The sequence below is a fragment of the Auraticoccus monumenti genome (assembly GCF_900101785.1).
GTDB classification, from domain to species: domain Bacteria; phylum Actinomycetota; class Actinomycetes; order Propionibacteriales; family Propionibacteriaceae; genus Auraticoccus; species Auraticoccus monumenti.
Window position 1 is genome coordinate 2,900,750 of sequence record NZ_LT629688.1, and the last position, 12,782, is coordinate 2,913,531.

Below are 12,782 nucleotides of genomic sequence, written 5' to 3' on the forward strand. Positions count from 1 at the left end.
TCGCACCTCTGCGACGCACGACACCCGGTACCGAGAGCGGACTGCTGCTTGACGGTCAGCCGGACGTCGACTTATGGTCGAAACATAACCAGTAGCGGTCGAAACTTTCGGCCGATGGACGAGGGAGTCCCACGTGGTCGATCGAGGAGCGTCGGAGGGCACCGCCCTCTGGCAGGACGTCTCGCTGCCGGCGGAGGTGCGGGCTGAGGACCTCGCGGCGCGGATGACCCTCCCGGAGAAGCTGGCCCAGCTCGTCGGGCTGTGGGTCGGTGCCGATGCCTCCGGGGGCGGGGTCGCCCCCCGCCAGGCCGAGATGGCCGCCCCCGTGGTCTGGGAGGACGCGATCCAGCACGGCCTGGGCCAGCTCACCCGTCCCTACGGCACCGTCCCGGTCGAGCCCACCGTCGCCGCGCGCTCGCTCGCCGCCGCCCAGCAGCAGGTGGTGGCGGCCAGCCGCTTCGGGCTCCCGGCCCTGGTGCACGAGGAGTGCCTGACCGGGTTCGCCGCCTGGCAGGCCACCGTCTACCCCGCGCCGCTGGCCTGGGGGGCGGCCTTCCACCCCGAGCTGGTCGAGGAGGTGGCCCGGTCCATCGGTGCCTCGATGCGCGCCGCCGGCGTCCACCAGGGACTGGCTCCCGTGCTGGACGTCACCCGCGACCCCCGCTGGGGACGCACCGAGGAGACCATCGGCGAGGACCCCTACCTGGTGGCCACGCTCGGCGCGGCCTACGTCGCCGGGCTCGAGGGCACCGGGCTGGTGGCCACCCTCAAGCACTTCGCCGGGTACGCCGGCTCCCGGGCGGCCCGCAACCTGGCCCCGGTCTCGATCGGGCCGCGCGAGCTGGCCGACGTCGTCCTCCCGCCCTTCGAGACCGCGCTGCGCCACGGCGGCGCCCGCTCGGTGATGCACTCCTACACCGAGCTGGACGGGGTGCCGAGCGCGGCCGACGAGGAGCTCCTGACCGGGTTGCTGCGGGACCGGTGGGGCTTCACCGGCACCGTCGTGGCCGACTACTTCGGGGTCCGCTTCCTGGAGACGCTGCACCGGGTGGCCGCCGGTCCCGGGGAGGCGGCGGCGCTGGCGCTGCGGGCCGGGGTCGACGTCGAGCTCCCCAACGGCGACGCCTACACCGGACCCCTGCAGGCCCTGGTGGAGGCCGGGAAGGTGCCCGAGGCCCTGGTCGACCGCGCCCTGCTCCGGGTGCTGACCCAGAAGGCCGAGCTCGGGCTGCTCGACCCGGACTGGACGCCGGCCACCCCCGACCCGCTGGTCCTGGACACCGAGGACTCCCGCGAGCTGGCCCTGCGGCTGGCCCGGGAGTCGGTGGTGCTCCTCCGCAACGACGACGCGCTGCTGCCGCTGCGTCCCGGGACCCGGCTCGCCCTGGTCGGGCCGCTGGCCGACGACCCGATGGCGGTGCTCGGCTGCTACACCTTCCCCGTCCACGTCGGCCGCCAGCACCCCGGCGTCGCCCTCGGCCTGGAGATCCCCACGGTGCGGGAGCGCCTGCGAACCGACGGGTTCGCCGTGGACCACGCCGAGGGCTGCTCGGTGGACGGCCCGGACGACTCCGGTCTGGACGGGGCCGTCGCGGCGGCCCGGTCCGCCGACGTCTGCGTCGTCGTGGTGGGGGACCGCTCCGGGCTCTTCGGCCGCGGCACCTCCGGCGAGGGCTGCGACGCCCCGGACCTGCGGCTGCCGGGCCTCCAGCACGAGCTGGTCACGCGGGTGCTGGCCACCGGCACCCCGACGGTGCTGCTCGTGGTCAGCGGACGCCCCTACGCCCTGGGCGGGTTCGAGGCGGCCGGCGCGGTCGTGCAGACCTTCTTCCCCGGGCAGCGCGGCGCGGAGGCCGTGGTCGACGTGCTCACCGGCCGGGTCTGCCCGTCGGGCCGGCTGCCGGTCAGCGTGCCCGCCGACCCCGGCGCCCAGCCGACCACCTACCTGGCCGCCCCGCTGGCCCGCCGCTCCGACGTCTCCAACCTCGACCCCACCCCGCTGTTCCCCTTCGGTCACGGGCTGTCCTTCACCTCCTTCGACTGGAGCGACGTCGAGGCACCCGCCACCTGGCCGGTGGACGGGGACCTGCCGGTGGGGCTGACGGTGACCAACACCGGCGACCGGGCCGGCGCCGACGTGGTCCAGCTCTACCTGCACGACCCCGTGGCCCAGGTCACCCGCCCGGTCGAGCGGCTGGTCGGCTACGCCCGCGTCGAGCTGGAGCCCGGCGCCTCGGCACGCCTCACCCTGACCGTGCCGGCCGACCTGGCCTCCTTCACCGGGCTGGCCGGACGCCGGGTGGTCGAACCCGGGGCGGTGGAGCTGCGGGTCGCCCGCTCCAGCAGCGACGTCCACACCCGGCTCGCGGTGGAGATGGTCGGCCCGCTGCGTGAGACCGGGCCGGGGCGCCAGCTGCTCAGCCGGGTCGAGGTCGGCCCCACGACCGCGCAGGCCCTGGAGCCCCTCGACGAGGAGGACGTGGCATGACGCTGCAGGACCCGGCGCTGGCCCCCGACGGCAGCCGCGCCACCGGACCGGTCGAGGCGACCGCCCTGGCCACCGCCGCCGAGCGCGACGCACCCCGGCGACGGCGTCCGCGCCGCTCCACCCGGGTGCCGCTGGGCACCGCGCTCCGCCGGGACTGGCAGCTGTACTCCCTGGCCCTGCTGCCGCTGGTCTTCTTCCTGGTCTTCCGCTACGTGCCGATGGCGGGCAACGTGATCGCCTTCCGGCGGTTCCAGCCCGGAGGCAGCATCTTCGGCGAGAGCTGGGTGGGGCTGCGCTACGTCGAGCTCTTCCTCAGCGACCCGACCTTCTGGCAGGTGCTCGGCAACACCCTGACCCTGGGGCTGCTCTCGCTGGCCATCACCTTCCCGATGCCGATCATGCTGGCGCTGCTGCTCAACGAAGTCCGCACCCGGGCCTTCAAGGGCTTCGTGCAGACGGTGTCCTACCTCCCGCACTTCCTCTCCATCGTCATCGTGGCCGGGATGGTGATGCAGCTGACGTCCCTGGACGGCACCATCAACCAGGTCGTCCGCGCGCTGGGCGGGGAGGCGGTGCCCTTCATCCAGCGCCCGGAGTGGTTCCGCATCATCTACGTCTCCTCGGAGGTGTGGCAGACCGTCGGCTGGGGCACGATCCTCTACCTCGCGGTGCTCACCACCATCGACCCGAGCCTGTACGAGGCGGCCCGGATCGACGGTGCCAACCGCTGGCGCCAGACCTGGCACGTCACCCTGACCGGCATCCGCCCGACCATGGTGACCCTGCTGATCCTCAACATCGGCACCTTCATGGCGGTCGGCTTCGAGAAGATCCTGCTGCTCTACAACCCGCTGACCTACCCGACCGCGGACGTGATCTCGACCTACCTGTACCGGGTGGGGCTGGAGTCCAACAACTTCAGCTACGCCGCCGCGATCGGCATGTTCGAGGCGGTCATCGGCCTCACCCTCATCCTGTCCGCCAACGCGATCTCGCGCCGACTCCTGGGGACGAGCCTGTGGTGACCACCAAACCTGTCGTGACCCTCGCCGACGCCCGGACCACCGCCGGGGCACGACGTCGCCGCTCCGGTGCGGGCGCGGACGGCCGCACCCGTGGGGAGCGGGCCTTCTCCCTGGTCAACGGGGTCATCCTGCTGGGGGTGGTGGCGGTGACGCTGTACCCCTTCCTCAACATCCTGGCCCAGTCGTTCAGCTCGGAGTCCGCGATCCGCTCCGGCCAGGTGAACCTGGTGCCGCGCGGGTTCAACACCACCACCTACGCGCTGGTGATGCAGGACTCGATGTTCTGGACCAACTACAAGAACACCGTCGTCTACACCGTGGTGGCCACCGTCATCGCCATCGTGCTCACCACCTGCTACGCCTACGTGCTGAGCAAGAAGCGGCTGCGCGGCCGCGGGCTGCTGATCGGCATCGCGGTGTTCACCATGTTCTTCAACGGCGGGCTGATCCCCAACTACGTGCTGATCTCCAGCCTCGGGCTGCGCAACACGCTGTGGGCGGTGGTGCTGCCCAACGCCATCTCGGTGTTCAACCTGCTGGTGATGAAGGCCTTCTTCGAGAACCTCCCCGAGGAGCTGGAGGAGGCCGCCCAGATCGACGGGCTGAACACCTACGGGACCCTCTGGTACGTCGTGCTGCCGCTGTCCAAGGCGGTGCTGGCCACCATGGTCCTCTTCTACGCCGTCTCGTTCTGGAACTCCTGGTTCCAGGCGTTCCTCTACATGGACCGCTCCGAGCTCTTCCCGGTGACGGTCTACCTGCGCAACCTGATCGCCGGCGCCTCCACGGCCAGCTCGGCCGGCGCCGGGGCCGACGTCGCCCAGGTGGCGGCCAACATCCAGTCGGTGACGATGGTGCTCACCGTGCTGCCGATCCTGTGCGTCTACCCCTTCGTCCAGCGCTACTTCGTCTCGGGCGTGATGCTCGGCTCGGTCAAGGGCTGAGCGTCCTGCGTCCCCGCACTCCCCAACCACCCACGACACAGCCGTCGGAAGGAACACCCATGAGATCAGCACTGCGCAGGACGGTGGCGGTCGGAGCCGCCCTGGCCCTGACCGCCTCCCTCGCCGCCTGCGGCGGGGAGAGCACCGAGGAACCCGTCGAGCTCGGTGACAAGCAGGTCGGCGCGATGGCCGACTACACCGCCGGGACCCAGTTCACCGCCACCGAGCCGCTCACCTTCCCGCTGCTCTACAGCGACCACCCGAACTACCCGCTGAAGGAGGACTGGCTCCTCTGGCAGGAGATCACCGAGCGAACCGGCGTGACGTTCGAGAACACCGTCGTCCCGATGAGCGACTACTCCCAGAAGCGCAGCCTGCTGATCGGCTCCGGCGAGGCCCCGCTGATCATCTCCAAGACCTACCCCGGGGAGGAGACGGCCTTCGTCTCCTCCGGCGCGGTGCTGCCGGTCAGCCAGTACCTGGACCTGATGCCGCACTTCCAGCAGAAGGTGGCCGACTGGGGCATGGAGGCCGACCTGGACCAGCTGCGCCAGGCCGACGGGGAGTTCTACGTCCTGCCCGGCCTGCACGAGGAGGCCTGGCAGGACTACACCGTGGCCGTCCGGACCGACGTGATGGAGGACCTCGGTCTCCAGACGCCGGAGACCTGGGAGGACTTCCGCGAGGTGCTGCGCGCGGTCAAGGCCGAGAACCCGGACGAGTACCCGATGTCGGACCGCTTCAACGACTCCGCCCCGGCCGGGGCCCTGATGAACATCGTGGCCATGACCTACGGCACCTCGGCCGGATGGGGCTACGACAACGAGCAGTGGGACGAGGCCGCCGGGGCCTACACCTTCACCGGCACCTCCCCGGAGTACAAGGAGTTCGTCACCTACATGCACTCCCTGGTGGAGGAGGGTCTGCTGGACCCGGAGAGCTTCACCCAGGACGACGACTCCGCGATCCAGAAGTTCGTCTCCGGTGACTCCTTCGCCATCTCCACCAACGCCCAGACCGTGGTCAACGACTACCGCCCGGCGCTGGAGGACAACGTGCCCGGCGCGAGCGTGGCCAAGCTGCCGCTGCCGGCGGGTCCGGCGGGCTCGGTGGTGCCCGGCACCACCCGGCTGGAGAACGGCCTGATGATCAGCAGCGAGGCCCTCGAGCGGGACGACTTCGTGGCCCTGATGCAGTTCGTGGACTGGCTGTGGTACTCCGACGAGGGCCTGGAGCTGGTCAAGTGGGGGGTGGAGGGCACCACCTACACCAAGGACGGCAGCACCTGGACCCTGGCCGACGACATCGACTACGTCGGGATGAACCCCGACGCCCCCAAGCACCTGCAGAAGGACTTCGGGTTCGCCGGCGGCGTGTTCGCCTACGGCGGCACGACCGAGCTGCTGGAGTCGACCTTCAGCGAGGAGGAGAAGGAGTTCCAGGCGCTGATGAAGCAGAAGCAGGAGCTCCCGCTGCCGCCCCCGGCCCCGCTGACCGACGTCGAGCGCGAGCAGGCCACCCTGGTGGAGACCCCGCTGACCGACTTCGTCACCCAGGCGACGCTGCAGTTCGTCCTGGGCCAGCGGGACCTGGAGGAGTGGGACGCCTACGTCGCCGAGGCCGAGGCCAAGGGCGCGAGCACCTACATCGAGACGGTCAACGAGGCCCAGCAGCGCTTCGCCGCCGAGAACGGCTGACCCGCACCCCACGGCGCCCGACGGGCCCAGCGGCTGACCAGGTCCTCCCACTCCCGGGACCCCAGCCCCTGGGCCCGTCGGGCGGTCGGCACGACGCCGTCCCCGCGCACCGGTGGACGCAGCAGGAGAGGAGGAGACGTGAGCACAGCCACCCCCGTCGGTGAGGTCGGCCCCGGGTTCCTGTCCCGCGGCTCCGCGGCGGTCTACCGGCTGCTGGTCTGCCAGCTGCTGTGGCTGCTCGCCTCCGCCCCCGGGCTGGTGCTGATCGCCCTGCTGGTGGCCGACGCCTCCAACCTGCCGGTGCTGGCCCTGGGTCTGGTGCCGACGGCACCGGCCCTCAGCGCCGCCCTCCACGCCTGGCGGTCCAGCACCGCCGAGGACGACCTGCAGCCGGCCCGCCACTTCTGGCACGGCTACCGGACCGGGACCCGATACGTCCTCGGCTGGTGGCTGCCGGTCCTGGCGGTGGGCACGGTGCTCGGCCTGGACCTCGCCCACCTGCACCTGGTGGTCCCCGGGCCGGCGGTGCCGGTGCTCCAGGGAGCCACCCTGGTGCTGCTCGCGCTGCTGGGGGTGGTGGGCGCCCACGCCCTGGTGATCTCCTCGGCGTTCACGGTCCGCGGCCGGGACACGCTGCGGCTGGCCCTGCACCACCTGCGCCGACCCGGTCCCAGCCTGGGCGCGCTGGCCCTGCTGGTCTGCGCGGTCGGCGTGCTGGTGCTCGGCTCGGACTGGGTGCTGGCCCTGCTCGTCGTCCCCGGGGCGCTGCTGCTGGACCGCCTCTCCCGCCCCGTCGTCACCGCCATCTCCGAGGAGCTCCTCCGATGACCAGCGCCCAGCCGTCGGCCAGCCAGATCCGCTACGGCGGCGACTACAACCCCGAGCAGTGGCCGCGGGAGGTCTGGGACGAGGACGCCCGCGCCCTCGACCTCGCCGCGATGGACACCGTCACCCTCGGCGTCTTCGACTGGGCCCTGCTGCAGCCGGCCGAGGACGTCTACGACTTCGGCCTGCTGGACGAGATCGTGGCCCACGTCGGTGCCACCGGTCGGCACGTCGTGATGGCCACCGCCACCGGGGCCCTGCCGCCGTGGCTGGCGCACGCCCACCCGGAGGTCAACCGCACCGACTTCGAGGGTCGGCGCCACGTCTACGGGCAGCGGCACAACGCCTGCCCCAGCTCCCCGGTGTTCCGCCGGCTGTCCGCCGCCCTGGCCGGCCGCCTCGCCGAGCGCTACGCCGGTCACCCCGGCCTGGTGGCCTGGCACGTCGGCAACGAGTACGGGGGCGCCTGCTACTGCGGGCACTGCGAGGCGGCCTTCCGGGTCTGGCTCCAGCAGCGCTACACCACCCTGGACCGGCTGAACGAGGCCTGGAACACCACGTTCTGGTCCCACACCTACACCGACTGGGAGCAGGTGGTGGTGCCCAACGCCCTCAGCGAGCACTGGCGCGGCCCGAACCACACCGCCTTCCAGGGCACCACGCTGGACTACCTCCGCTTCACCTCCGAGGCGATGCTGGCCAGCTTCGTGGACGAGAAGACCGCGATCCGCCAGCACGACCCGAGCACCCCGGTGACCACCAACTTCATGGGCATGTACCGCCCGATCGACTACCACCGCTGGGCCGAGCACCTGGACCTCGCCTCCTGGGACAACTACCCGCCCGACGACGTCAGCCACGCCCGGATGGCCCTCACCCACGACCTGATGAGGGGGCTGAAGCAGGGCGCCCCCTTCTGGGTGATGGAGCAGACCCCCACCACCACGGCCAGCCGCGACGTCAACCCGCTGAAGCGGCCCGGCGTGCTGCGGCTGTGGAGCTGGCAGGCCGTGGCGCACGGGGCCGACGCCGTCCTCTACTTCCAGGTCCGGCAGTCCCGCGGGGCGTGCGAGAAGTACCACGGGGCGGTGCTCGACCACGCCGGGCGCACCGACACCCGCTCCTTCCGGGAGGTGGCGGCCCTCGGCGCGGAGCTGCGGCGGCTGGGGGACGCGGTGCTCGGCGCCCGCACCCCCGCCCGGGTGGCGCTGCTGTTCGACTGGGACAGCTGGTGGGCCGCCGAGATCACCGACGGGCTGAACCGCCACGTCCGCTACCCGCAGGTGGTGATGGACCACCACCGCGAGCTGTGGCAGGCCGGGGTCGACCTCGACGTCGTCGCCGTGGACGCCGACCTCAGCGGCTACGACGTGGTCGTGGCCCCGCTGCTGCACGTCGTCAAGGGCGACGTCGCCGATCGGCTGGAGCAGGTGGTCGCCCGCGGTGGGAGCGTGCTGACCGGCTTCTGGTCCGGCCGCGTGGACGAGGACACCAACGCCTTCCTCACCGACGTGCCCGGACCGCTGGCCGGTCTGCTCGGCGTCCGGGTGGAGGAGACCGACTCCCAGCCACCCGGGGTCACCAACCCAGTGGCCCTGGACGGCCTGGACGGGTCCCGCCCCGACGCGGAGCTGGTCTTCGAGCTGCTGGTGGAGGAGGGCGCGGAGGTGGTGGGGCGCTACACCGAGGACTTCTACGCCGGACGCCCCGCCGTCACCCGACGCCGCCACCCCGACTCATCCGACGGACTCAGTGGGGGAGAGGCCTGGTACGTCGGCACGGCGCTGTCGCCGGACGGGATGGCCACCGTGGTCCGGGCGGTGCTGGAGCGCCACGGCCTGATCGGCCCCTACGCCGACGTCCCCGACCTGGAGCACGCCGTCCGCGAGCGCGACGGGGAACGGACGTCCTTCCTGCTCAACCACTCCGGGCGGCCGCTCGAGGTCCCGGCGCACACCGGCGGCACCGACCTGCTCACGGGGGACCGGGTCGAGGCCGGGCAGCCGCTCCGCCTCGGCCCCGCCGGAGTCGTGGTGCTGCGTGAGGACCCCCGGCCGGGCTCGGGGCCCGGGGAGGACGCCGTCGGCCGGGGTGGCACTGTGACCGTCGTGGGTGACGACACGATGCTGAGCGAGGAGACCCGATGAGCGAGCAGGTGCCAGGTGGGAGCGAGCACGAGGCAGGACCGACCGACGAGGCGCTGACCGCAGCCCGTGCGGTGTGGACCGACCCGGGACGTCCGGTGCCCGAGCGGGTGGAGGCCCTGCTGGCGGTGATGACCCCGGCGGAGAAGGCGGCCCAGCTGGGCAGCTACTGGGCCGACGAGCGCGACTCCGACCAGATCATCGCCCCGATGCAGGACGTCCTCTCCGGCGGCCGGCCCGACTACCGCACCGTGGTGGCGCACGGCATCGGCCACCTCACCCGGGTCTTCGGTGCCGCGCCGGTGCCCGCGGAGCAGGGGATGAGCACCCTCGCCGAGGCCCAGCGGGTGCTCCAGCAGGAGACCCGGCTGGCGGTCCCGGCGATCGCCCACGAGGAGTGCCTGACCGGTTTCACCACCCTCGGCGCCACGGTCTACCCGACCGCGCTGGCCTGGGCGGCCACCTTCGACACCGACCTGGTGGGGGAGATGGCCGGGGCGATCGGGCAGGACCTGGCCGCGGTCGGCGTCCACCAGGGTCTGTCACCGGTGCTGGACGTGGTCACCGACTACCGCTGGGGCCGGGTCGAGGAGACCCTCGGTGAGGACCCCTACCTGGTAGGCACCATGGCCGCCGCCTACGTGGCCGGGCTCGAGCGGGCCGGGGTGGTGGCCACCCTGAAGCACTTCGCGGGGCACGCCACCTCCCGCGGCGGACGCAACCACGCGCCGGTCTCGATGGGGCGCCGCGAGCTCGCCGACCTGGTGCTGCCGCCGTTCGAGATGGCCCTGCGGGTCGGCGCGCGCAGCGTGATGAACAGCTACACCGAGCTCGACCGCGTCCCGGCCGCCGCCGACCGCTGGCTGCTCACCGAGCTGCTCCGCGACCAGTGGGGCTTCACCGGCACCGTCGTCTCCGACTACTGGGCGGTGGCCTTCCTGGCCGCCAAGCACCGGGTCGCGGCGAGCCTGCCGGAGGCCGCCCGCACCGCCCTGCACGCCGGCATCGACGTCGAGCTGCCCGACATCGCCGGCTACGCCGTCCTCGACGTCGACGACCCCGACCCCGCCCGGACCGCGGCCGACGTCGACACCGCGGTGCGCCGGGTGCTGCAGCAGAAGGTCGAGCTCGGGCTGCTGGACGCCGGCTGGTCCTCCCCGGACCCGGAGCCGGTGGACCTGGACGGTCCCGGCAACCGTGCGCTGGCCCGCCGGCTGGCCGAGGAGTCCGTGGTGCTGCTGGAGGACGAGCAGCACCTGCTGCCCCTGGAGGGCGGGGCGCGGCGGCTGGCCCTGATCGGGCCGGCGGTGGTCGACCACGGCTGCTGGATGGGCGCCTACTCCTACCCCGTGCACGTGCTGGGCCGCCACCCCGAGCTCGGCACCGGGCTGGAGCGGGTGCTGCCCGAGGAGGCCTTCGCCGAGGCGCTGCCCGGCTGGGAGGTGCTGGCGCACCAGGGGTCGCCGCTGACCGGGGCCGACCCGGCGATGGTGGCCGAGGCCGCCGAGCTGGCCGCCTCCGCCGACGTGGCGGTGCTGCTGGTGGGGGACCGGGCCGGCATGTTCGGCGCCGGGACGTCCGGCGAGGGCTCCGACGCCCCCGACCTGGACCTGCCCGGTCACCAGCTCGAGCTGGTCGAGGCGGTGCTGGCCACCGGGACCCCCGTGGTGCTGGTGGTGCTGTCGGGACGTCCCTACGCCCTCGGCCGGCTCACCGGCCGCGGTGCGGCGCTGGTGCAGGCCTTCTTCCTCGGGGTGGAGGGGGCGCCGGCCCTGGCCCGGGTGCTGACCGGCGCGGTGGAGGTCAGCGGACGGCTGCCGGTGCAGGTGCCGCGCAGCGGGGACGCGCTGCCGCACACCTACCTGGCCCCGCCGCTGGGTCAGGACGGGGACCGGATCAGCAGCCTGTCGATCGCCCCGGCCTTCCCCTTCGGTCACGGGCTCTCCTACACGACGTCCGAGGTGGCGCCACCGGTGCTGGAGCAGGAGCGGGTCGGCACCGACGGCCGGGCGGTCGTCCGGACCCGGGTGACCAACACCGGAGGACGTCGGGGGGTGGAGGTGGTCCAGCTCTACGTCGACGACCCGGTGGCCCAGGTCACCCGGCCGGTGCAGCAGCTGCTCGGCTTCGCCCGCGTCGAGCTCGACCCGGGGGCCTCCGCCGAGGTGGTCTTCGACGTCCACACCGACCGGTTCTCCTTCGTCGGCCTGGCCGGGGACCGGGTGGTGGAGCCCGGGGAGCTGATGCTCTCGGTCGGACGCTCCGTGGCCGACCTGGCGGGCACGGCCACGTTGGTGCTCGAGGGTCCGGTGCGCACCACCGGGCCCGACCGGGTGCTGCACACCGACGTCACGGTCCACCCGGGCGGCTGAGCTGGACACGCCACGGCCCCGCCCCCGGACGTGGGGGGCGGGGCCGTGGTGCGTCGCCCGAGCGGCGGAGGGTCAGCCAGGCTGCTCCGCGGCGAGCTCCCCGTCCGCGGTGCCACCGCCGGTGGCCTTGACCGTGTCCACGCGTTCCTTCTTCGGCGCGGAGCTGATCAGGGCGTTGACCCAGCTGGCCGGCACCGAGTTGTCCAGCAGCATCGACTTCACGAACAGCGTGCAGGGGATGGCCAGCAGGGCGCCGAGGGTGCCGAGCACGTAGGTCCAGAAGATCAGCGAGACGAAGGCCACGGTGGCGCTGATGCCCACGGCGTCACCGGTGAACCTCGGCTGGATGATGGTCTGCACCACCACGTTAATCACCGTGTAGACCACCACCACCGCGATCGCGGTGCCCACGCCGCCGTCCAGCAGGGCGATCAGGGCCGGGGGCACCAGCCCGAGCAGGAAGCCGACGTTGGGGATGTAGTTGGTCACGAAGGCCAGCACGCCCCAGGTGAAGTACAGCGGGACCCCGATGATCAGCAGCCCGATCACGTCCAGGGCGGCGACGATCAGCCCGAAGACGGTGGTGACCAGCCAGTACTTGCGCACCCGCTCGCCGAAGTTGCGGAAGCCCTGGGCGATGTGGGGCCGGCTCTCGCCGATGACGGCCAGCCGCTCCTTGATGGTGGAGGTCTCGAAGGCCAGGAACACGGTCACCGTGACGATGAGCAGCAGCAGCGTCAGCCCGCCGCTGACCCCGCTGAGCAGGGCCTGCGCCGGCCCGGCCAGGCTGCTGGGCTGGACCGTGGAGGCCAGGTCCTGGATGCGCTGACGGTCGAACCCGAAGCGCGCGCCCAGGTCGGAGGCGTAGACCAGCAGCCGCTGCAGGGCCGCGGCGTAGTCGTCCAGCTGGCCCACCAGCCGCACCAGGGCGAAGACCACCGAGCCCAGGATCAGCGCGAGCAGGGCGTAGATGGTGAGCAGCACCGCGACCCCGGCGGCCCAACCGGGGAGCCCGCGCTGCACCAGCCAGGTGCGCAGCGGGGCCACCGTGATGACCAGGGTGATCACCAGGAACACCGGCGCGATCAGGCTGGCGGTCGCCTGGGCGCCGGCGCCGATCACGATCAGCCCGGCCAGCAGCAGGATGCCGAAGAACGGCGGTCCCGGTCGCTGCCCCGCCAGGGGCAACGGGTCCGGGGTGTCCTGGACCTCCACGGTCTTGCCACTCATCGGCTCTCTCCATCTGCTCGTCGGTCGCGGCAACCGTACCGGCCACCCGCCCGGTGC

At 72.6% G+C, this 12,782-nt stretch carries 8 protein-coding genes; 7 read left to right on the forward strand and 1 reads right to left on the reverse strand.

Annotated features, from left to right (window positions below; genetic code table 11):
• Positions 1–133 precede the first annotated feature (133 nt).
• From BLT52_RS13440 to BLT52_RS13470, 7 genes are all read left to right on the forward strand, one after another.
• Positions 134–2,488 carry a beta-xylosidase/alpha-l-arabinosidase gene (locus BLT52_RS13440; protein ID WP_197679042.1) on the forward strand — a complete coding sequence of 785 codons (2,355 nt, stop codon included), beginning with the start codon at positions 134–136 and terminating at the stop codon, positions 2,486–2,488.
• Positions 2,485–3,513, forward strand: coding sequence for an ABC transporter permease (locus tag BLT52_RS13445; protein WP_090594280.1), 1,029 nt, complete (start codon positions 2,485–2,487; stop codon positions 3,511–3,513). Before BLT52_RS13440 ends, BLT52_RS13445 begins: the two co-directional genes overlap by 4 nt.
• Positions 3,510–4,457: a carbohydrate ABC transporter permease gene (locus BLT52_RS13450; RefSeq protein ID WP_197679043.1), complete on the forward strand. Its 948-nt coding sequence runs from the start codon at positions 3,510–3,512 to the stop codon at positions 4,455–4,457. The genes BLT52_RS13445 and BLT52_RS13450 overlap by 4 nt, the downstream gene beginning before the upstream one ends.
• A 59-nt stretch (positions 4,458–4,516) precedes the next feature.
• A complete protein-coding gene (locus BLT52_RS13455) occupies positions 4,517–6,154 on the forward strand; it encodes an ABC transporter substrate-binding protein (protein ID WP_090594281.1) in 1,638 nt (545 codons plus the stop codon).
• 138 nt (positions 6,155–6,292) lie between these two features.
• Positions 6,293–6,982 (forward strand): DUF624 domain-containing protein, encoded by a 690-nt coding sequence (locus tag BLT52_RS21065; protein WP_172804042.1) that lies wholly within the window; start codon positions 6,293–6,295, stop codon positions 6,980–6,982.
• The gene (locus BLT52_RS13465; protein ID WP_090594284.1) at positions 6,979–9,126 is read left to right on the forward strand and encodes a beta-galactosidase; all 2,148 of its coding nucleotides are present in this window, start codon (positions 6,979–6,981) and stop codon (positions 9,124–9,126) included. Before BLT52_RS21065 ends, BLT52_RS13465 begins: the two co-directional genes overlap by 4 nt.
• Positions 9,123–11,495, forward strand: a complete 2,373-nt coding sequence (locus BLT52_RS13470) for a glycoside hydrolase family 3 N-terminal domain-containing protein (protein WP_090594286.1) — start codon at positions 9,123–9,125, stop codon at positions 11,493–11,495. Before BLT52_RS13465 ends, BLT52_RS13470 begins: the two co-directional genes overlap by 4 nt.
• Before the next feature lie 72 nt (positions 11,496–11,567).
• Here BLT52_RS13470 and BLT52_RS13475 read toward each other — a convergent pair whose 3' ends face one another.
• Entirely contained in the window at positions 11,568–12,725 is a 1,158-nt protein-coding gene (locus tag BLT52_RS13475) for an AI-2E family transporter (protein WP_090594287.1), read from the reverse strand.
• Positions 12,726–12,782 lie beyond the last annotated feature (57 nt).

What these genes read in the sequence shown, in the direction of transcription:
- BLT52_RS13465 (WP_090594284.1), top strand. Translation starts at nt 6,979, where the DNA reads ATGACCAGCGCCCAGCCGTCGGCCAGCCAGATCCGCTACGGCGGCGAC.
- BLT52_RS13475 (WP_090594287.1), bottom strand. Translation starts at nt 12,725, where the DNA reads ATGAGTGGCAAGACCGTGGAGGTCCAGGACACCCCGGACCCGTTGCCC.
- BLT52_RS13445 (WP_090594280.1), top strand. Translation starts at nt 2,485, where the DNA reads ATGACGCTGCAGGACCCGGCGCTGGCCCCCGACGGCAGCCGCGCCACC.
- BLT52_RS13455 (WP_090594281.1), top strand. Translation starts at nt 4,517, where the DNA reads ATGAGATCAGCACTGCGCAGGACGGTGGCGGTCGGAGCCGCCCTGGCC.
- BLT52_RS13470 (WP_090594286.1), top strand. Translation starts at nt 9,123, where the DNA reads ATGAGCGAGCAGGTGCCAGGTGGGAGCGAGCACGAGGCAGGACCGACC.